At 39.3% G+C, this 19839-nt stretch carries 16 protein-coding genes; 7 read left to right on the top strand and 9 right to left on the bottom strand.

The window, feature by feature from the left end; translation table 11 throughout:
• Positions 1–20 precede the first annotated feature (20 nt).
• Genes FLM54_RS17810 through FLM54_RS17830 form a run of 5 tightly spaced genes read right to left on the bottom strand, consistent with a single transcriptional unit; the run spans position 21 to position 9118 of the window.
• A complete protein-coding gene (locus FLM54_RS17810; protein ID WP_178957167.1) occupies positions 21–2540 on the bottom strand; it encodes a glycogen/starch/alpha-glucan phosphorylase in 2520 nt (839 codons plus the stop codon).
• On the bottom strand, positions 2533–4596 hold the full coding sequence (gene glgX / locus FLM54_RS17815; protein ID WP_178957168.1) for a glycogen debranching protein GlgX: 2064 nt from the start codon (positions 4594–4596) through the stop codon (positions 2533–2535). Before glgX ends, FLM54_RS17810 begins: the two co-directional genes overlap by 8 nt.
• A complete protein-coding gene (gene glgB / locus FLM54_RS17820; protein ID WP_178957169.1) occupies positions 4589–6811 on the bottom strand; it encodes a 1,4-alpha-glucan branching protein GlgB in 2223 nt (740 codons plus the stop codon). Before glgB ends, glgX begins: the two co-directional genes overlap by 8 nt.
• Positions 6812–8806, bottom strand: coding sequence for a 4-alpha-glucanotransferase (gene malQ, locus FLM54_RS17825; RefSeq protein ID WP_178957170.1), 1995 nt, complete (start codon positions 8804–8806; stop codon positions 6812–6814).
• Positions 8807–8815: 9 nt separating this feature from the next.
• The gene (locus tag FLM54_RS17830) at positions 8816–9118 is read right to left on the bottom strand and encodes an isoamylase early set domain-containing protein (protein WP_178957171.1); all 303 of its coding nucleotides are present in this window, start codon (positions 9116–9118) and stop codon (positions 8816–8818) included.
• Positions 9119–9491: 373 nt separating this feature from the next.
• Here FLM54_RS17830 and FLM54_RS17835 point away from each other — a divergent pair, with 373 nt between their 5' ends.
• Complete coding sequence (locus tag FLM54_RS17835) at positions 9492–10415, top strand: hypothetical protein (protein WP_178957172.1); 924 nt, start codon at positions 9492–9494, stop codon at positions 10413–10415.
• Position 10416: 1 nt separating this feature from the next.
• Here FLM54_RS17835 and FLM54_RS17840 read toward each other — a convergent pair whose 3' ends face one another.
• From FLM54_RS17840 to FLM54_RS17850, 3 genes are all read right to left on the bottom strand, one after another.
• Complete coding sequence (locus tag FLM54_RS17840; RefSeq protein WP_178957173.1) at positions 10417–11442, bottom strand: GGDEF domain-containing protein; 1026 nt, start codon at positions 11440–11442, stop codon at positions 10417–10419.
• 133 nt (positions 11443–11575) lie between these two features.
• Positions 11576–11953, bottom strand: a complete 378-nt coding sequence (locus FLM54_RS17845; protein ID WP_178957174.1) for a hypothetical protein — start codon at positions 11951–11953, stop codon at positions 11576–11578.
• A gap of 254 nt (positions 11954–12207) precedes the next feature.
• Complete coding sequence (locus FLM54_RS17850; RefSeq protein ID WP_138608036.1) at positions 12208–12636, bottom strand: Lrp/AsnC family transcriptional regulator; 429 nt, start codon at positions 12634–12636, stop codon at positions 12208–12210.
• A gap of 190 nt (positions 12637–12826) precedes the next feature.
• Between FLM54_RS17850 and FLM54_RS17855 the strand changes: the two genes are divergently transcribed.
• The 4 genes from FLM54_RS17855 to FLM54_RS17870 all read left to right on the top strand — a co-directional run bounded on the left by FLM54_RS17855 (position 12827) and on the right by FLM54_RS17870 (position 17442).
• Positions 12827–14032: an aspartate aminotransferase family protein gene (locus FLM54_RS17855; RefSeq protein WP_178957175.1), complete on the top strand. Its 1206-nt coding sequence runs from the start codon at positions 12827–12829 to the stop codon at positions 14030–14032.
• 69 nt (positions 14033–14101) lie between these two features.
• Positions 14102–15136 (top strand): arginine N-succinyltransferase, encoded by a 1035-nt coding sequence (gene astA, locus FLM54_RS17860; protein WP_178957176.1) that lies wholly within the window; start codon positions 14102–14104, stop codon positions 15134–15136.
• An 8-nt stretch (positions 15137–15144) separates the two neighbouring features.
• Positions 15145–16611, top strand: a complete 1467-nt coding sequence (gene astD / locus FLM54_RS17865) for a succinylglutamate-semialdehyde dehydrogenase (protein ID WP_178957186.1) — start codon at positions 15145–15147, stop codon at positions 16609–16611.
• Positions 16612–16638: 27 nt separating this feature from the next.
• Complete coding sequence (locus FLM54_RS17870; protein ID WP_178957188.1) at positions 16639–17442, top strand: DUF1338 domain-containing protein; 804 nt, start codon at positions 16639–16641, stop codon at positions 17440–17442.
• A 72-nt stretch (positions 17443–17514) separates the two neighbouring features.
• On the opposite strand, the gene FLM54_RS17875 is transcribed toward FLM54_RS17870, so the two are convergent.
• On the bottom strand, positions 17515–18795 hold the full coding sequence (locus FLM54_RS17875) for a flavohemoglobin expression-modulating QEGLA motif protein (RefSeq protein WP_178957190.1): 1281 nt from the start codon (positions 18793–18795) through the stop codon (positions 17515–17517).
• A gap of 146 nt (positions 18796–18941) precedes the next feature.
• Between FLM54_RS17875 and FLM54_RS17880 the strand changes: the two genes are divergently transcribed.
• Both FLM54_RS17880 and FLM54_RS17885 read left to right on the top strand, forming a co-directional pair.
• Complete coding sequence (locus FLM54_RS17880) at positions 18942–19199, top strand: DUF3081 domain-containing protein (RefSeq protein WP_138607905.1); 258 nt, start codon at positions 18942–18944, stop codon at positions 19197–19199.
• Positions 19199–19501, top strand: a complete 303-nt coding sequence (locus FLM54_RS17885; RefSeq protein WP_138607903.1) for a hypothetical protein — start codon at positions 19199–19201, stop codon at positions 19499–19501. Before FLM54_RS17880 ends, FLM54_RS17885 begins: the two co-directional genes overlap by 1 nt.
• Positions 19502–19839 lie beyond the last annotated feature (338 nt).

Here is a 19839-nt window from a genome sequence, read left to right on the forward strand (position 1 = left end):
ATTACTCTCTCCGTTTAGTGTCAGCTGTCAGTGTTCGTTTTAACTATTTGGTGTGTAGTATCTAGTGGGGTTAAATGCCATATGTCATCACAATATTGACCAATCGTTCTGTCACTAGAAAATAAGCCACTGGCCGCGGTATTTAAAATACTCATTTGAGTCCAGTAGGTTTGATCAGCGTACGCTTTATCCACTTCACGCTGCGCTGAAATGTAACTGGCAAAGTCATGTGCAGTTAGCCACGCATCGTCTTTGCTTTTAATGCAGTTAATCACATCATCAAATAAGCCTGGTTCAAATAGATTAAAATGACCACTTTCGAGGAGATGCATCACGTTATTTAGATCTGGATTATTCGCAATAATTTCACTGGGATTATAATGCGCTTTAATTTCGTCAATATGCTCGGCTTGTGCGCCAAATAAGAAGAAGTTTTCAGCTCCTACTGCATCGCGGATTTCAATATTCGCGCCATCTAACGTGCCTATTGTGAGCGCACCATTCATCATAAACTTCATGTTGCCGGTACCGGATGCTTCTTTACCTGCTGTAGAAACTTGCTCCGACAAATCTGTTGCAGGACATATAGTTTCCATGGCGGTCACATTGTAATTTGGTAAAAAGGCAACTCTTAAAAACATCGATACTTCAGGGTCTTTGTTGATCACCTCAGCAACATTATTAATCAGTTTAATAATTTTCTTCGCCATCATATAACCAGGTGCGGCTTTACCTCCGAGTAATACACACCGAGGTACCATGCCTTGTGTATCGCCACGACGAATGCGGTCGTATAAATGAATAACATGTAGCACATTGAGTAACTGGCGCTTATATTCATGAATACGCTTTACCTGCACATCAAATAGCATATTTACGTCAAACTCAACGCCACACTTTTGCTTTACTAAATCGACTAAACGCTGCTTGTTTTGCCGTTTTGCCTGCTGCCATGTTACGTGCAATTGAGGATCATCATAAAAACGACGTAATTGGCTAATTTTTGCAAAGTCGCCTACCCAGTCTTTTCCTATTTTCTCGCTAATAATATGGCTCAGACCCGGATTACAATAAGCAAGCCAACGCCTTGGTGTCACCCCATTGGTTTTGTTATTAAACTTTTCAGGCCATAATGAGTAAAAATCTTTAAACAAACCCGCAGTTAATAACTGGGTATGCAGTGCGGCTACGCCATTGACTGAATAACTACCAACAATGGCTAAAAAAGCCATGCGAATTTGCGGCTCTTCGCCCTCTTCAATTAATGATAAGTCTCGTTGCTTTTGCACATCACCCGGCCAATGCCTTGCAACCTCTGCTAAGAAACGGGCATTAATTTCAAAAATAATTTCTAAAATACGTGGTAATAATTTAGCAAATAATGCCACTGACCATTTTTCTAATGCCTCCGGCAATAAAGTGTGATTTGTATAAGCCATGGTTTTGGTTGTGATGTTCCATGCCTGATCCCAGTCGAGTTCATGGTCGTCAACTAAAATTCGCATCAGCTCTGCCACGGCAATACTAGGATGAGTGTCGTTAAGCTGAAAAACATGATGCTGAGCAAAGTCAGTAAAATCATCCCCATATTGTTCAATCCACTGGCTGAGTACATCTTGAATGCTTGCCGATGATAAAAAGTATTGCTGGCGTAATCGCAATTCTTTACCATTTTCACTGCTGTCGTTAGGGTACAACACCATGGTTATTTGCTCTGCAAGATTCTTTTGTGCTACCGCTTCTGAATAGCTACCGGCATTAAATTCGGCTAAATTAAATTCATCGGTCGCTTCAGACTTCCAAAGCCTGAGGGTATTAACAATATTATTTTTATAGCCCGGAATGGGGACATCATAAGGAACCGCTAACACATCTTGGGAGCTCACCCACTGGCGATGTTCACGGCCAAATTTATCGGTATAACTTTGTACATAACCCGAGAACTTAACCCGTTTAGCTTGCTCTGGTGCACTCAATTCCCAAGGATGCCCTTCGCGAAGCCAGTTATCCGGTTGCTCAACCTGGTTACCTTCTTTTATTGATTGATTAAACATGCCGTATTCATAGCGAATTCCATACCCCACTACAGGCAGCGCTAAACTCGCGCAACTATCTAAAAAACATGCAGCTAGACGCCCTAAGCCACCATTACCTAAGCCGGCATCATGCTCTGCTTGTTCTACATTTTCCAACTCAGTACAGTAAGCTTGCAGTGCTGTACTTACCTGCGCTTCTAAATCAAGGTTGAGTACCGCATTACCCAGTGCTCTACCCATTAAAAATTCTAGCGATAAATATGCTGTTTTACGGCGTTTATGTTGTTTAATTTGCTTATTAGTGTCTCTGCAACGCGCAACGAGTCTATCTCTTATCGTCAGCGCCAATGCATGATACAAATACAACTGCGACTCTCCCACCACATCACGCCCTAAGGTGTAATAAAAGTGGCGAGTTAAATCATCACTTAAGGTACTTTCATCAATCAACGGGCCTTCTTGCCAGCTTTTTACCACACACACTTGCTTGTCTTGCTTAGTCATAATCATCGCCTTCTAAATTGGCACTAAAAACCCAACTACTTTGTGCTGAAATATTCACGGTTGCATCTTCTTCAACAACAGATGATGCGTTATTTACGCTTGATAACACTAACGTCCAAGGCCTGATAATGGGAGATTGTGGTAATTGGCAGAGCACAGGCTGTTTACTGGCGTTTAAAATAATTAATAACCCATGCTTATTTTGCTTATCAAGCAAGCTATACATTAAAAATTGTCGCGTATCTTCATGCCAATGTGTTTCATCCATTTCTTTACCTTGCTCGGTAAACCACTTAACGGTGAAACGTTCATCTATATCATCTAAAAATACACTGTGTTTGAACGCGCTGTGACCGCGCCTAATTTTTAACGCATCATCTATAAACTGAATTAAGCAATGGTTTAGCTGTGAGTCTTTCCATGCAAGCCAGCTGGTACGATTATTCTGGCAATAAGCGTTATTATTACCGCCTTGGGAGTGGGCCATTTCACTGCCTGAGGCTATCATTGGCACCCCTTTAGAGAGCAGTAAGGTAAGTAAAAAGTTTTTTTGTTGTTGTAGGCGCAAGCCCATTATTTCAGGATCGCTACTAAATCCCTCAACTCCGCAATTAAACGAATAATTAGCGCTGTGGCCATCTTGATTGTTTTCACCATTTGCTTGGTTATGTTTGTGCTCATAACTGACTAAATCGGCAAGGGTAAAACCATCATGACTGGTAATAAAATTAATACTATTAAGCGGGCCACGATTACTGTGTTCAAAAATATCAAAGGAGCCATGTAAACGCTTGGCAACATCACTAATAATGCCTTTTTCGCTTTGCCAAAAACGTTTAATCACATCACGGTATTGATCGTTCCACTCACGCCAAGGAGCAGGAAAAGCACCTAACTGATACCCACCAGGGCCTATATCCCACGGCTCACTGATCAGTTTTACTTTATTTAATATAGGATCTTGTGCAACGGCCTGTAAAAACGTGTGAGAAGCACTAAAGCCGGTACTTGAACGCCCTAAAATGGTTGCTAAGTCAAATCGAAAACCATCCACTCCCATAACTTCCACCCAATACCGCAAGCTATCAAGAACCAGTTGCAAAGTTTTTGGATGGTCAATATTTAAGGTGTTACCACAGCCGGTATCATTTATGTATACATTAGGTTGCCCAGTAATAGTGCGATAATAAGTAAGGTTATCGAAGCCACGTAAAGACAATATCGGTCCATCACTGCCCCCCTCGGCAGTATGGTTGTATACAACATCTAAAATAACTTCAATATTGGCGCGATGTAATTCGCTGACCATCTGTTTAAATTCGTTTATATCGTCATTAACCAAATAGTCTTTATGGGGGGTAAAAAAATTGATGCTATTGTAGCCCCAGTAATTTTGTAGCCCTTTAGTAATTAAAAACTGTTCACTTATAAACGCATGTACAGGCAAAAGCTCAATAGCTGTCACCCCTAAACTTTTTAGATGCTCAATAAAACACGGATGGCTTAAGCCTAAAAACGTACCTTGCTGTGCTTTTGGAATACCTGGATGACGACAGGTAGCGCCCTTTACATGGCATTCATAAATAACCGTATTAGCCCAGCTGTGATCAGGCTTTTTATTGATATATGAAACAGATGTAGTCACTTTAGATTTAGGGATATCTATTGCATTATTAACCACGCTTTTAGTGCCTATCGGCATTTGCCCGTAATGGCGCTCGCTCCAAGTAAACTCGTTAAACAAGTCTTTTGCATACGGGTCAATCAGTAATTTATGTTCATTAAATAACATACCTTTTTCATGGTTATACTCACCATCAACCCTAAAGCCATATAATGCGCCAGCGCTCAGTGGTGCAACGTGAATACTCCACACTCCGCCTTCGTTAATATTCATAGCTATTTTTAATATTTCTGTATGGCCACTTTTATCAAATAAACAAACAAATGCTTGGCTTGCATTAGGGGCGTATAAGGCAAAGTTGACACCGTTGCTTTGTACAGTCGAGCCTAGAGGCAAAGGTGCACCATGGGTAACCTCAAAGCAATTACTCATCATTCACCTTTTGTAAGTAGACCGTGGTTAAGCCACCCATGTGCAATGTAATACTGTGATCAAAGCCATGATTTGGTTGATTAATTGAATGTATTAGTTGGCTTGGCTCATCAGTGACATTAATACCGGAGCCAAAAAAACATGACTCATCAGTATTTAATTTCACCTTATAACTGCCTTTAGCAGGCACGCCTAAAATAAAATGTTGATAAGCAGTAGGGGTAAAATTAGCGACAATAACCATAAAATCGTCAGCACTTTTAGCATAACGAATAAAGCTAAATATACTTTGCTGACTGTTATCATTATCTATCCATGAAAAACCAGTAGCACAGCTATCAAGCTCATAAAGTGCTGGATGGGCTTGGTACACATGATTAAGGCGTTTAACCGTATCTTGAATACCTTGGTGACTTTGATGCTCAAGCAAGTGCCAATCTATTGAATGATCATGATCCCACTCTTTTCGCTGTGCTATTTCGGCGCCCATAAACAGAAGTTTTTTTCCTGGATGCGCCCACATAAACGCATAATATGCCCGTAAATTAGCAAACTGTTGCCAATCGTCACCAGGCATTTTGTTTAGTAGTGAACCTTTGCCGTGAACGACTTCATCATGACTCAGTGGTAAAATGTAATTTTCACTAAAAGCATACACCATAGAAAATGTCATTTTATGATGATGGTATTTCCTAAATAGTGAGTCTTGCTGCATGTAATGCAAACTGTCATTCATCCAGCCCATATTCCATTTGTAACCAAAGCCCAAACCATTATGCTCAACGCTTTGCGTTACTCCGGGCCACGCCGTTGACTCCTCAGCCACCATCATAATACCGGGATTATTCTTATAACTGCGCATGTTTACTTGTTTAAGGCACTCAATTGCCCCTAAGTTTTCTCTGCCGCCGTAACAATTAGCTACCCATTGCCCTTCTTTTCGGCTGTAATCAAGATACAACATAGATGCCACTGCATCCACTCGCAGTCCATCAATACCAAATTGACTAAGCCAATACATCGCATTCGATATTAAAAAGCTTTTAACTTCAGGGCGATCGTAATTATAAATATAGGTATTCCAATCAGGGTGAAACCCTTGACGCATATCAGCATGTTCATATAAATGGGTGCCATCAAAACAATGTAACCCATGAGGATCGCTTGGAAAGTGCCCCGGCACCCAATCGAGTAAAATACCGATATTGGCTTTATGGCATTGCTCAACTAAGTATTTAAAGCTGTTGTAATCACCAAAACGACTTGTTGGTGCAAACAAGCCTACCGGCTGATACCCCCATGAGCCATCAAACGGGTATTCACTAATAGGCATAAGTTGTAAGTGAGTAAACCCCATATCAGTCACGTAACTTACAAGCTTATCTGCCAGCTCGCCGTAGTTTAAATAACGATTATGTTCAGCGCGTTGCCAAGAACCTAAGTGCACTTCATAAATACTAATAGCGGCATCAATATGATTACGCTTTTGCCTATTTTTGATCGCTTGTTCACTAAGCGTAATAGAGGTGGGTTTGTATTGTAAAATGCTTGCTGTACCTGGCGCTTGCTGCATTTTAAAGGCAAATGGATCGGCTTTATCTAAAACTTCACCACTGAGTGTGGTGATAGCAAATTTGTAACACATCTCGGCGCACAGCCCCGGGATAAATAACTCCCATACTCCACTGGCAGGATGAAACCGCATGAAGTGACGATTGGCCTGCCAAAAGTTAAATTCGCCAATCACTGAAACACTGGCAGCGTTTGGTGCCCATACACAAAAACGAACACCGTCTACGCCCTGTTGAGTCATAAATTGCGCGCCTAAGTGCGCATAGGCATGCTCAAGACTCCCTTCGTTAAACAGGTACATCGCTTGCTCATCAAGCGTACTACTGAAGCTGTATTCATCGTAAAAGGTAATATTATTGCTTTCATAACTAACTTGGCATTGGTAAATACTGCTTGGCATACTTGATAGCTCAGCTATAAATAAATCACTTTGTTTATAGCGCAATGCAGTAATTGTTTGATCACCAATTAACAATTCAACCTGCAGTGCTGCTGGCAAATACACTCGAATTTCTATGCCGCTTTGTGTACTATGCGCTCCTAAAAAGCTAAACGGGTCTTTAAAGCGTCCTGCTGCGAGCGCAGTAACTTGTGCGTCATAATCAGCCAAAGGCGCTGATTTCATATTTTTTATACTGCCCATTTACCCATTCCTCATTGAATGTATTGCAGTCAAAAGTGATGCATTATCAGTAAAAATATCCTCGCACGTATGTGTTAACACCCGTCTCCAATTGGGATACTCTTTATCTGTACCCGGAATGTTAACTGGGTAGCATTGTTTGTCTAAGTCATCAATCTGTAGGGCAAATAATCGCGATGGTGACTTTGCTAAACACAAAGCCAGCGCGCTATAAATCGCAAAAGCATCAGTGTTTAATGACATATCAGAATGTGTGTCGTGTGTATTAATAAAACCAAGTAGCCGCTGTTGTTCTTGTTGCCGTTGCTGCACGAGCTGCTGATGTTCAACGGCATCAATCAATTGATACTGTTGTTTGAGATTCAAATCACTATGCTGCCACCAGCCAACAAATGGCGGTACGTCATGATTGGCAATCATCAGCAGGCATTGTTCGCTAAGATCATCACGATTAACAAATTCATCATTTTGTTGTTTTTCGAAATAAAATAAACTGTTTGAAAAAATTCCACTGCTCACCAGCGCTTCTTTTACTTCAGGTGGCACAACACCTAAATCTTCGCCTATCACGACAGCCTGATTAAGGTGTGATTCAATTTTCAAAATAGCTAACAAGTGCTCGAATGGATAGTAAACATAGCAACCATCTTGGCTGTTATTATTGTTAAAGCACCACCATAAACGTCTAATTGCCATCACATGATCAATACGTAATCCACCCACAGCATTCATATTGGCGCGTATAAGTGAGCGGTAAAAGTAATAGTTATTGTCAGCAAGGCGCTGAGGATTTATTGCTGGCAAACCCCAATTTTGGCCACTTTCAGCCCAAGGATCTGGTGGAGCTCCCACAGTCGCATTTTGGCTAAACAACGCTTGCTGGTTTTTAAATTCACTGCCCTCTTTGGCACAGCCAACTGCTAAGTCGTTAATCAAACCAATCGCCATTCCTTGGTCGATACAATGTTGTTGGCATCGTGCGAGTTGGCTGTGTGCCTGCCATTGCAGGTAATGGTCGAATGTCGGCTGCGTAGTTTCTAGCATAGCAAGTACATCACGGTGCTGTTTACAAAATGCAGTAAATTCATCTTGCCTTGCTTGATTGCCCTGCTGTTGAAAGTGCGCATAAAGCAGTTTAAAGGCATTATATTTCTGCTCAGTAACCGTTTTATAATTAATAAAGGTTATATCTTGCTCGCTATGCGACGTTAAACAACAAGAGGATAAGTAATCATCTAAAGTGGGGTTGTTAATACTATCGGGCGATAAGTTAATTGCTATATACAATGGATTGAGTAACGCGCGGTTACTGGGGTTATAGGGACTGGCGCACTCTGGGTTATCTGCAAATAATAAGTGCAGAGGATTAAGTAAAATATAATCCATTTTTTGTTTTGCACATAACGTGGTTAATTCAAGTAAATCATTAAAATCACCAATTCCCATTCCGGCTTGGTTTTTTAATGTATATAACTGAATTGATAAGCCAAGGCGTTTACTATCGGCAATTTGATAAACTTGTTTAGGGATAGACCAAATTTGTGTAGTTGCCGATTGCGCTCCCATACTCAGCAAAGCATCATAATAACCCGTAGGTAAATGGGTAAGTGGTAACGCTATTTCAATATAACGGCAGTCCTTAAAAAAATACTCGCCTAATGGCGCATAGTCAGCTATTTGCTCAAATTGTAGTTTTATATTTAATGCAGGTATATTAAGCGTAATTTTATGGTGCGCGTCGGCTTCTTTAATACGTACTTTAAGCACATTGCTAGGCTGTTTTACTAAGCTAACAGCCGGTGCAAGCGTTAACCAAGTGGCCGCATCTAATTGATAATTTAACTGAGCTATTTGTGTTGCATCACTGGTGTCAACGCCACAGCACTGCAAGGCTAACTTGCGCGTTTGTTCACTAAAAATAACGTGTTCACCAGAATATTTAGTGTACTCATAGCCTATTCCATGCAAATAAAATGATTGCGATAGTGCGTCCATTCACCAACCTTAATTAATGCGTTGAGTATTTACTATACTATTTTCTGAACCAAAATTATTGGCCTGATAGCCATCAGCCTGATGGTCGTTGTCCCACTGCTTACCATTAATCAAGTAACGGAAGTGAAACTCTTTATCAACAGGCAAACGCTGTTTACATTTAAACACACCCAATTTTTTATTTAATTTCATTGGCACTGGCTGCCAATCATTAAACTCCCCAAGCAAACAGACATCTTCAGCATCAGGATGAGAAAATTCAAACGTAACTTCTGCTTCGTTTTTTGTCTTAAAAAAGCGTTTATTCAACATAATAGGCTCCAACTAAACCATAAGGGTTATTAATCTTTGCCACAGGCCAAACAGCTTAAATAGGCGATGTGGAATCCATTCATTCACATAAAAACAAGCTTAAAGTTAAACAAAACTTTATTTACGCATTATTACAGTGCGTTATTTATTTTATCGCACTAGGTTGGTGCAGTTTTTAACCATTTAAACAGGTTTTTAGGTAAGCTCCTTTACCGAGCAATTTTTAAACCAACTACACTCAATTAAATAACTTTTAAAACAATACACTCATAATCATTTTTATTACCGCATTATGGTTAAAAACCTTTAGCTTAGCGGCATCATCAGCGATAATAATTATCCACCTAGCCAATGCGATGAATATTTAAAGACTATGATTAAAAAAAGCATTTTTATTACCTCTGTTATTGTTTTTCTAACCATCATCGCTGTTGTGGGTAGTTCAATTTATACACTATATAGTAAAAAGCTTGTCTCTGTAGATCCAAAGTTAAAAGAAATTTCAGGTATAGAATTTGATAAATATAAACGTCTATGGGCTATTAATGACAGCGGTGACGAACCTAAGCTTTATAGACTCAATGATGATGGTTCTATCGCTAAAGAAATTTTGGTGAGCAATGCAAAAAATATTGACTGGGAGGACATGACGCAAAATAAATTTGGTCATTTTTTCTTAGGGGACTTTGGCAATAATAAAAATGAACGTAAATGGCTAACCATTTATAAAATAGAAAACCCCATTGATATCAAAACAAATACCACCGAAGCCGAGATAATTAAGTTTACCTACCCGGAATTAGACGGCAGCCCAATAAAGCCAGAGCAACGTAACTACGACTTAGAAGCTTTTGTGGCTTTTGGTCGGCATTTATATTTATTTACTAAAAATCGCACAGAGCCCTTTGATGGTATTACCAATGTTTACAAGGTAGGCGACCATGCAGCAAATTTTGACGCCCAGCTAATAGACTCATTTAGAACCTGCACCACTATGGAAAAGTTATGCTGGATCACCTCAGCGGCGCTCAGTCCAAATAGAAAAAAACTTGCACTACTAGATTCAACCAGTATTTGGCTGTTTGAAGATTTCAAAGGGGATAAATTTTTCTCTGGCGATGTGTCTAAAATTGATCTCGGCATTGTGACCCAAAAAGAAGCGATCACGTTTTATGATAACAATACAATTGCCTTTACCGATGAGGAATTTAAAGGCATTGGCGGTAATGTTTATTTTTTAAAGCTCGACCAAGTTACTAAAGTTAAAGTCAAACGAAGTCATACTCAAGCTAAGTAAGTTAAAATAAATCTATTTCTGAATCATTTTCTTGTACTTTGATTAGCTGTTCAGCAATTAAATCTTCGTAGATACAAAATTTATCTCGGCCATTATTTTTAGCGTAATATAGTGCTTTATCAGCGTTCTCTATTACAGTGATTGGAAAATCATAAGGGCTAATACGTGCTAAACCAGCACTGACCGTCATATTTCCAATAAAAGGAAACGATGTATTTCTGACGAGCTGTAAAAATTCTGCCATTTTATTACTTATAGAGTCTGCCTCGGTAGGCTCAAAAACAATCACAAATTCTTCTCCACCAAAGCGAAAAATCAAATCGGTTGAACGAAAAAAATGACGCATATTTTGCGCTAATATCAGTAGCACTTCATCGCCACAGATATGACCATACTTGTCGTTTATATTTTTAAAGTGATCAATGTCTAAAATAGCCAACCAAGATGTAGATGCGTATTTTTGCAGCCTTTTACCCTCACCCCGGGATAAACTGTGTACTTTCAATACTTGTTTTTCAATCAGTTGCTTTATTTTTTTCTCAAAGGTTTGTCTATTTAATAGACCTGTTAATTTATCTCTTTCATTTTCATGAAGAATGACTAAATAGTTTTCAAAAATACGACAAAAAGCATTCAACATCACTTGAGATGGACTATCTAGGCTGTTTGAAACCACTGAAATTGCGGCAACTGTTTTTTCTTGGCGGGTAATAGGTAACCAACGGCGCTCAATGCCATCTGTTGATTGCACAGTGATAATGCAAGCAGAACGTAAGCAAGATAGAAGTTCATCCTCAGGGTGTGTAACAATTTGTCGTTGTTGCCACTCAAATTGTTTTTCACCAGTAATTTTTAAACAAAGACTTTGCTCAATAGTAAGCTGGCCCTGAACTTCTACATCTTTGTAAACTGAGACTTCTTTACAGCCAATAAACTCTTGGATGGTCGATATCAAACTGTATTCAAGAGAATCTACATCTCTATTTTTAGTTATTTTGATGACTGAATTGAGTAAATTTTCTTGCATTGTACTCCCTAAAGCAAACTGGGCGTTAACAACTAATAAAATTCAGCATAGACCACGCCGTGGAATATGCTAGGTTTTATTAATGCCTGCCAGCTCAGGGAGATTTTTATTACTAATCTTAAATAAAGGAAACCTAACTATTAGTCATGCAATTTATAAATTTTTCAGATACCAGCGTTATAGCCACTTTATCAGTGTACATAACCTCACTATTTTTTGTAATAAAGTCAGCACACTGCGCTTGTGATTGTTTGAATTTTTGCTTGCATGAGTTTACTGACTCTCCAATGACTTCTTGATAAATACTTTCATCACATAAGCTATTGGCAAACTGACTCGCACCAGTAATAATCTCATCAATATTGATGGGAGAGGATTCTAGTTTGAAAAATATATCGCTGTAAGTTTCAACCGTTATATTATCGCTTGAGTCAAATAAAGTGGCCTTCGCACTTAAATATGAGCCACCTATTATTAATAAGGCTGCAGCAACTAGTGTTGTGTATTTCATAACATTTCCTTGTAATGTGTTTGAGCAGTTTTTCCAAAACACCCTGTTTTACATAGTAAAAAAAACTAAGGTTTATACATGTAATAAGTATATTTATCAGGTTTATTCAATACTTGGGGATTGTGGCAAACGAAGAGGCGAAGAGCCTATTGATTTGGTAAAAACAATCCTTGTTCCTAATAATAAGAAGATTACAATTAAGTAGGCTTAAATGCAAATAATTAATACTCACTGAATGGTGATAAACAATCAAATTAACGCTTAAATTTAGTTTCTAAAATAACCGATGAACGAGTACGCTCTACGCCATCGAGATTACCTATATCGTCAAGTAAATGGCTCAACTGCTCAAGGTTTTGAGCCTCAACAATGGCAATTAAATCAAACTCACCACTAATTGCATACAACTGAGATATAGCATCTATTTGCTTTAACTCTACGTTGGTTTTTGTCGTTAGCTTCTGCATAACCTTTATAGAGACGTGCGCAGAAACCAAGCTATTTAAAAAATCATCACCAAAGTCAACGCTATACCCTTTAATTACCCCACTTTGCTCCAACTTGAGCATACGGCTTTGCACTGTTGAGCGTGATAAATTTAAATGCCGAGCTAGATCAGAAATACTCGCTCGAGCGTTCATTTTTAATACTGATAGTAACTTTTCATCTTGGGGAGTTATCATAATGCTAATAAGTTTCGTTGATTTGACCATTATTCTAATCATTTTTCACAAAATAGCACTGCAAATTTAATTCATAACCTTTGATAATGACACTTTTAACAAGTAAAACGCATTGTATTGCTGAATAAGCCTGAGCTTAGCGTTATTTTTCAGCAACGTATTTTTTTATGTGATTAATTTAGGTGTAAAAATGCAAGTAACCAGAGATTTATTTAACGACGTAATGGTCCCTAACTACAACCCATCTGCAGTTATTCCGGTTCGTGGTGAAGGCTCACGCGTGTGGGATCAAAATAATAACGAATTTATCGATTTTGCCGGTGGTATTGCGGTTAATTGTTTAGGTCATTGCCACCCTGCATTAGTAGGCGCACTTAAAGAGCAAGGCGAGAAAATTTGGCACTTAGCAAATGTAATGACCAATGAGCCAGCACTTCGCTTAGCTAAAAAAATGGTTGATGCGACCTTTGCTGAAAAAGTTTACTTTGCAAACTCAGGAGCTGAAGCAAACGAAGCGGCTTTAAAATTAGCGCGTCGCTTTGCACTGGATAAATTTGGTGCTGAAAAATCTAAAATTATCGCTTTTAATAAAGGCTTTCATGGCCGTACTTTTTTCACTGTAACAGTGGGTGGCCAAGCCGCTTACTCTGATGGTTTTGGTCCAAAACCTGCTGATATTGTTCATTGTGATTACAATGATATTGCCGCTTTTGAAGCCTTAATTAGTGATGATACTTGTGCGGTAATGATGGAGCCATTACAAGGTGAAGGCGGTATTGTGCCACCAACCAATGAATTTGCACAAAAAGTACGTGAACTGTGTACTAAGCATAACGCACTGCTAATTTTTGATGAAGTGCAAACGGGTGTTGGCCGTACAGGTCACTTATACGCATACGAAGGCCTAGATGTTATTCCTGACATTTTAACCACGGCTAAAGCATTAGGTGGCGGTTTCCCAATTGGCGCGATGATCACCACTACTGACATTGCAGCTCACCTAAAAATAGGCACTCATGGTTCTACCTACGGTGGTAACCCATTAGCGTGTGCTGTAGCAGAAGCGGCTTTTGACACAGTAAATACCCCTGCGGTTTTAAATGGCGTAAAAGAACGTGAGCAAATGTTCCGTGATGGTCTAAATACTATTAACGAAAAATACCATGTATTTAGTGAAGTACGCGGTAAAGGCTTACTGATTGGTGCGGTATTAAATGAGAAGTTTGAAGGCCGTGCTCGCGACTTTTTAGTCGCAAGTGCTAACAACGGTTTAATGAATTTAGTCGCCGGAATGAACGTTATCCGCTTTACGCCTTCATTAGTGATCCCATTTGAAGATATTAAAGAAGGCTTAGCTCGCTTTGAAAAAGCAGTGAGCGAAGTTGTAAACGGTTAATCACTAAGTAAAACATATTAAGCCCTGAGATAAATGTTTACCTCAGGGCTTTATCGGAGCAAGTAATTAATGCAAGTACTACGTCCTATTACTGTCAATGATTTTGCAGCACTTAAAGAGATTGCCATTGAATCAGGCCATGGTTTTACCTCTTTACCTGTCGATGATGGGCAACTACAAGAAAAAATAGACCGTGCACAAAACAGCTTTACTAAAAACGTTGATAAGCCTATCGACGAAAGCTATTTATTTGTTTTAGAAGACAGTGACACTGGCAAAGTAATTGGTACTACCGCCATTGAAGCAGCCGTCGGCTTGTCTGTACCTTTGTACCATTACCATTTAGGTAAAACCGTCCATCATTCACCCACTTTAGGCGTTTACAATACCGTTGATATTTTAAGTATGTGTAATGACTACACTGGTTGCTCAGAAATATGTACTTTATTTTTACGTGAAGACAGCAGAAAAGGCTTAACAGGTCGATTTTTATCACGTTCACGCTTTTTATTTATGGCACAGCATAGTGAACGCTTTGCCGACACTGTAATTGCTGAAATGCGTGGCGTGAGTGATGACCAGGGGCACTCTCCATTTTGGCAATGGTTACAAGAACACTTTTTTAGTATTGAATTTCCACAAGCCGACCACTTAGTAGGCTTAGGCGATAAAGTATTTATTAGCGAGCTTATGCCCAAATACCCTATCTATGTAAACTTACTAAGTAAAAATGCACAAGCGGTGATTGGCCATGTCCATGATAAAACCAAGCCTGCACTTAAGTTACTTGAAAAAGAAGGGTTTGAACATCGTGGCTACGTTGATTTATTTGACGCAGGCCCCACGGTAGAGGCAAAGCTCGGTAATATTCGCAGTATTCGTGATTCACAGGTTTGCCCTATTACCATTGGTGAACTTGAACATATTAATGAGCAAAGCTCAGATACCCTTGCTATTTGTAATCAAGGAGTTAGCGACTTTAGAGCCACGTTCACTAAACACGCTCATTATAATCAAGCAAAGCACACCTTAGTTATCAGCCAAGAAGTAGCTGATGCACTTCATTTAAATCAAGGAGATGCAGCGCGATTTTTCCGCCTGTAACACTATTTATGAACACACAACTAATTAATAACCAATGGCACGCAGGCCAAGGCCCTGCTTTTAATTCTGTTAATCCAAGTAATGGCGAAATTGTTTGGCAAGGTAATGGCGCCAGCCCCGAACAAGTTGGTAGTGCCATAGAAGCGGCAAGAGCTGCGCAAATTCAATGGGCCGATATGCCAATTGAACAACGTATTACCATTTTAGAAAACTTCGTTGTCCAATTAAAAGAACACAGCGAAGAATTTGCTAGCATTATTGCTCGTGAAACAGGTAAACCATTATGGGAAACACGCACAGAAGTCGGTGCGATGACAGGCAAGGTTGCTATTTCTATCCGTGCTTACAATGAACGTACTGGCACAACCGAAAACCCAATGCCTGGCGCAAAAGCCTTTATTCGCCATAAACCACATGGTGTAGTGGCTATTTTTGGCCCGTATAACTTCCCAGGCCACTTACCCAATGGTCATATAGTCCCTGCTATATTAGCGGGTAATACCGTGGTGTTTAAACCATCTGAATTAACTCCTCATGTCGCGCAGTTTACTTTAGAGCTGTGGCTAAAAGCAGGCTTACCTGCTGGGGTTATAAACCTTGTTCAAGGTGAACTAGAAACAGGTAAAGCACTTGCCTCACATCAAGATATCGATGGCTTATTTTTTACTGGTAGCTCAAACACAGGCCATTTATTACATAAACAATTTGCAGGCCATCCAGGTAAAATCTTAGCGCTTGAAATGGGCGGTAACAATCCGCTGGTGGTTAAAGATGTTGCTGATGTGAGCGCCGCCGTTCACGATATTATTCAATCGGGCTTTATTACTTCGGGTCAGCGTTGTACTTGTTCACGTCGATTATTTATTGAAAAATCAGCCAATGGCGATGCGATTTTAGAAAAGCTGATCAGCGCAACCAAAAATATTCTTGTAGATGATAGCTTTGCAGCCGAACAACCATTTATGGGTGCCATGATCAGTGAAAAAGCCGCCTTAGGCATGGTTGCAGCGCAAGCTGACCTAGTTAAACAAGGTGCTGAGGTACTCGTTGAGCTTAAACAATTAAAACCAGGCACTGGGTTTGTCAGCCCTGGTATTATTGATGTCACTAATATCGATGAAATCGCTGATGAAGAACACTTTGGCCCGCTAATTAAAGTATACCGCTACACTGACTTTGATAGCGCTATAGCAGAGGCGAACAACACCAGCTTTGGTTTATCTGCAGGTTTACTTGCAGACAGCGAAGATGATTACAGCCACTTTTTAAAGCGTATTCGTGCCGGTATTGTTAACTGGAACCGCCCTATTACAGGCGCATCAAGCGCAGCGCCATTTGGTGGCATAGGTGCCAGTGGTAACCACAGAGCCAGTGCATACTATGCTGCAGATTACTGCGCATACCCAGTGGCCTCAGTAGAGTCAGAAAAAGTTAACTTACCGCAAACCCTCGCGCCGGGCTTAATAATTGAATAACAATTTTAGAAAATTTAAGGATTTACCATGCATACTGATGTAAACACATTATTTGATAACTTATGGCAAAACTACCTAACAGTAACGCCATCAGCTGATAAAATTCATGACTTATTAGGCTCAACGCAAAAAGACGACATTATTAACGATCATATTGCTTTGCGTACTTTTAACATAGAAAAAGTAGGCCTTGAAAAACTAGCTGCGCACTTTTTAGCTATTGGTTATAAAGAATGTGGTGAGTACCACTTTGAAGCAAAAAAGCTCTACGCCAAGCATTATGAACATAGCGATCCGACACAGCCTAAAGTGTTTATTTCTGAATTATTAGTTGAAAAATGTTCGCCTGAGCTTCAAGCTATCGTTACTGATATGGTTGCACAAATTGACGAAAGCGCTGTGACTGCCGATAACTTTTTATATTCAGGCACACATTGGCAAGTAAGCACCGATACATACAAAAAGTTATTAGCTGAGAGCGAATATGCAGCGTGGATGTCTGCGTGGGGTTACCGTGCAAATCATTTTACTGTGAACATTAATACCTTAGCTAAATTTGATAACATCCATGATGTAAACCAAGCTCTTAAAGATGCAGGTTTTGCACTTAATACCTCAGGAGGCGAAGTAAAAGGCTCACCAGAGGTGCTACTAGAGCAATCATCAACATTAGCTGATGAATACGCTGTGACCTTTTGCGATGGCGATATGCGCATTCCTAGCTGTTTTTACGAGTTTGCTATTCGTTATCCAAAACCAGATGGTGAAATTTACACTGGATTTGTTGCAGCCTCTGCAGATAAAATTTTCGAGAGCACCAACGCACGTTAACTGTGTTGTGCTAAATTAAAAAAAGCCCATTTTTGGGCTTTTTTTGTTTCTGAGAAAAAGCTCACTTATAAATCATAAAAACAACGGCTTGTAGTCGTTTTCTAATTGTTCAAATGACAAATTACCAATAAAACGACCAAAGCTCAGCCACGTAGCAAGTCCTCTTAAATCTTTAAAATGAGGCGGCACAAATTGCGGGTTTTCAATCACACCTAAATCATGTAGTTGCGATATTAACCTAAAGTCATCAATTGATATTTTACCCACCAGCAATAGCGGTAATTGGTCAATTCTGCCAAGCTGTATCGCCACCCGAATTAAGTTATAAACCAATACAAAGCCTTTTATATAAGCAATGTCTTTAGTAAACGGTAAGCCGGTTGCGGTGCTACCTCTAAATACACGCTGTGCAAGGGTGTAGCTGTCGTCTTTTGATAACCCTTGTGCTACATAATCTCGGTATATATCTACAAACTCAGCACCATCAATCACTTTGGTGACCGCTTGAATACGGTTTACTAATTTTGATAAGCGACGTGGTGTTGATTTAAGAGTAATTATTTCGGTCAGTACTGCAAGCCCTTCTTGGGTAACGGTAGAGCTTGGCGTGCCTTTACTCAAACAAGTTAAATAAGGTTGCGCTAAGCCATTTTGAGTGGTGCCTACATGGATCCAGCCCTCGTGTACCTCTAAAATATCTAATTCGCGCTGAGAAAACTTAACATCTTGATTAAGCTTTATATTGTTAGCTCCTGCTGCGGCATCACTGACAATTCCGTCACTTAGCATTACTTCAACATTAATGCCTTGCATACTGGCATTAACTTGTTCAGATAAAATCCGCACCGCATCACTGGCATCAATATTTTTAGGATCTTCAGGCAAAATGTTCGCATCAAGTAAACTTTTTAATGGCTGCTCGAGCATATTAGCAAGCTCAGATAAAGAAGGCTCACCAGCATGAAAAAGATCTTTTGGGTGACCAAATAGCTCTACCGACAAGTCATGAAATTCGGCAGTGCCTCGATGCTCCAGCATATTGAGCACTGTTTTATATTCACCACACATTTTACCCATATATTGGGTTATTGGGTTTAATTGTCCCAACTGATTAATAATATTACGATGCAGTGTTGAAAATGCTTGGCGCAACTCACTAGGCACAAATCCTAAATCGCGCTGTTGGTAATAGGCACGATCTATCAGAGGATTTTTTTGACATTTTTGCCTAAAAAACTCTTCTTTAGTCTGTTTATCCCAATTAATTGCATCGAGTATTCTAATGGGGGTTTGCAGTGCAATAAGTTGGTCGGATAATTCACGAGTTTTTAAAAGTAACGCTTTGTCTATCATGGTAAAAGCTCAACATAAAGTGAACTTTGAGCATAATTTATAAATTGAAAATAACAAAGCAATATCGCACATTCTTGACTATTGTTTTTATGATGATCGACCCGCATATCTACCCCGTATGAGAGAATAAATAAAAGGTATAAACAATGAAAAATGAAATCGACAACAAACAGATTCTAGCGGTTTACGAACGTATCCAGCAACGTGGTAAAACCACAGAAGAAGGTAAGCTTTATCAGGGGGTCACTGCATTTTCTGATATTGACGGCTATACCGTTTACTTACAAGGTAGTGGGGTATTATTACGTTTTGGATTTCATAATACCTATCACTTAGATTATGAACATGACAAACACAAAGACGACTTTTTGAAGAAACTCTACAACATAGCTAACGAAGAGTAATGCGACCAACAAATAGACGAAATAGGCCAACTGGTTCACGCAATTTACAGTTTATTCACCAAGTTATTGCGCAATTAAAAGCTGAACCTGAAAAGCTGCAACTGATAAAAAATAACCTTGCTTATTACCGCGAACAAACACACTTAAAGCGCGGTTTTTTGCTCGCGATTGAACGTTTTGATTGGGTGTTTGAAGCTACTGATAACATCGACGAAATTTGTGAACAGATCATGGCCGATGATTATATTGGCAATCGCTTAAGACGTTATCCCCTTCTATTTAAAGGTGTTGTTGAAACCTAAACAGCACCTTGCTTTACCCCTTCTTAGGTTAACATTCGGTTAATTTACCTCCCATCTCCCTTTCTATAATCGGTATTTCATCGGAAAAACAGATATATTCGTTTTACCTTCACATAACTACCCTGCTGGTAAAAAATACAATTAGTACTCTAATAGTTAACGCACTAACAAATAAATCACTAAAAGTTTCTCTTACCTCGTAAACAATTAATTACACTATATAAGCAAACACAAAAAACAAATATAACCCACTGTTATTTATTGATTTTATATAAATCATTATGTTGTTAATTTTGCATCATTTAATACTCATTTTGTTAATCATTTATCCATACTTT

The organism is Pseudoalteromonas sp. Scap25, from assembly GCF_013394125.1.
In the GTDB taxonomy this organism is placed as follows: Bacteria; Pseudomonadota; Gammaproteobacteria; order Enterobacterales; family Alteromonadaceae; genus Pseudoalteromonas.

Bases quoted from the DNA above. Each gene is read 5' to 3' on its own strand.
- malQ (WP_178957170.1), bottom strand. From the start codon at position 8,806: ATGGACGCACTATCGCAATCATTTTATTTGCATGGAATAGGCTATGAG.
- FLM54_RS17850 (WP_138608036.1), bottom strand. From the start codon at position 12,636: ATGATAACTCCCCAAGATGAAAAGTTACTATCAGTATTAAAAATGAAC.
- FLM54_RS17845 (WP_178957174.1), bottom strand. From the start codon at position 11,953: ATGAAATACACAACACTAGTTGCTGCAGCCTTATTAATAATAGGTGGC.
- FLM54_RS17885 (WP_138607903.1), top strand. From the start codon at position 19,199: ATGCGACCAACAAATAGACGAAATAGGCCAACTGGTTCACGCAATTTA.
- astD (WP_178957186.1), top strand. From the start codon at position 15,145: ATGAACACACAACTAATTAATAACCAATGGCACGCAGGCCAAGGCCCT.
- FLM54_RS17875 (WP_178957190.1), bottom strand. From the start codon at position 18,795: ATGATAGACAAAGCGTTACTTTTAAAAACTCGTGAATTATCCGACCAA.
- glgX (WP_178957168.1), bottom strand. From the start codon at position 4,596: ATGAGTAATTGCTTTGAGGTTACCCATGGTGCACCTTTGCCTCTAGGC.
- FLM54_RS17880 (WP_138607905.1), top strand. From the start codon at position 18,942: ATGAAAAATGAAATCGACAACAAACAGATTCTAGCGGTTTACGAACGT.
- FLM54_RS17830 (WP_178957171.1), bottom strand. From the start codon at position 9,118: ATGTTGAATAAACGCTTTTTTAAGACAAAAAACGAAGCAGAAGTTACG.
- FLM54_RS17810 (WP_178957167.1), bottom strand. From the start codon at position 2,540: ATGACTAAGCAAGACAAGCAAGTGTGTGTGGTAAAAAGCTGGCAAGAA.
- FLM54_RS17870 (WP_178957188.1), top strand. From the start codon at position 16,639: ATGCATACTGATGTAAACACATTATTTGATAACTTATGGCAAAACTAC.
- FLM54_RS17840 (WP_178957173.1), bottom strand. From the start codon at position 11,442: ATGCAAGAAAATTTACTCAATTCAGTCATCAAAATAACTAAAAATAGA.
- FLM54_RS17855 (WP_178957175.1), top strand. From the start codon at position 12,827: ATGCAAGTAACCAGAGATTTATTTAACGACGTAATGGTCCCTAACTAC.
- FLM54_RS17835 (WP_178957172.1), top strand. From the start codon at position 9,492: ATGATTAAAAAAAGCATTTTTATTACCTCTGTTATTGTTTTTCTAACC.
- astA (WP_178957176.1), top strand. From the start codon at position 14,102: ATGCAAGTACTACGTCCTATTACTGTCAATGATTTTGCAGCACTTAAA.
- glgB (WP_178957169.1), bottom strand. From the start codon at position 6,811: ATGGGCAGTATAAAAAATATGAAATCAGCGCCTTTGGCTGATTATGAC.